This is a genomic window from Methanosarcina spelaei, assembly GCF_002287235.1.
GTDB classification, from domain to species: Archaea; Halobacteriota; Methanosarcinia; order Methanosarcinales; family Methanosarcinaceae; genus Methanosarcina; species Methanosarcina spelaei.
In genome coordinates this window covers 1-256 of the sequence record NZ_LMVP01000474.1, presented here as the reverse complement: position 1 = coordinate 256, position 256 = coordinate 1, and the positions used below count along the sequence as shown (strand labels likewise).

Below are 256 nucleotides of genomic sequence, written 5' to 3'. Positions count from 1 at the left end.
AAGCCAGAGTTGTTGTTGCATCTGTGGATACATTCCTGCACTATGCAGAAGAGATCACAAAGATTGAAAAAGCTGCAATGGAAGAAGTGGAAGAAGCACCAAAAGTTTCTGCATGAATATCAAGAGTATACAGATAAAGGAGTGATTAGTAAATGGTAGCTCAAAGTCCTGATAGTTCAAGTCTCGCAGAAGTGCTGGACAGGATACTTGACAAGGGAATAGTTGTAGACACATGGGCCAGGATTTCGCTTGTTGG

The 256-nt window shown here is 41.8% G+C and carries 1 protein-coding gene; it reads left to right on the top strand.

Going from position 1 to position 256, the window contains the following annotated elements; all coding sequences use genetic code 11:
• Positions 1–152: 152 nt before the first annotated feature.
• Positions 153–256: gas vesicle protein GvpJ (gene gvpJ, locus ASJ81_RS24505; RefSeq protein WP_170943370.1), on the top strand; the 104-nt coding region annotated here is incomplete at its 3' end.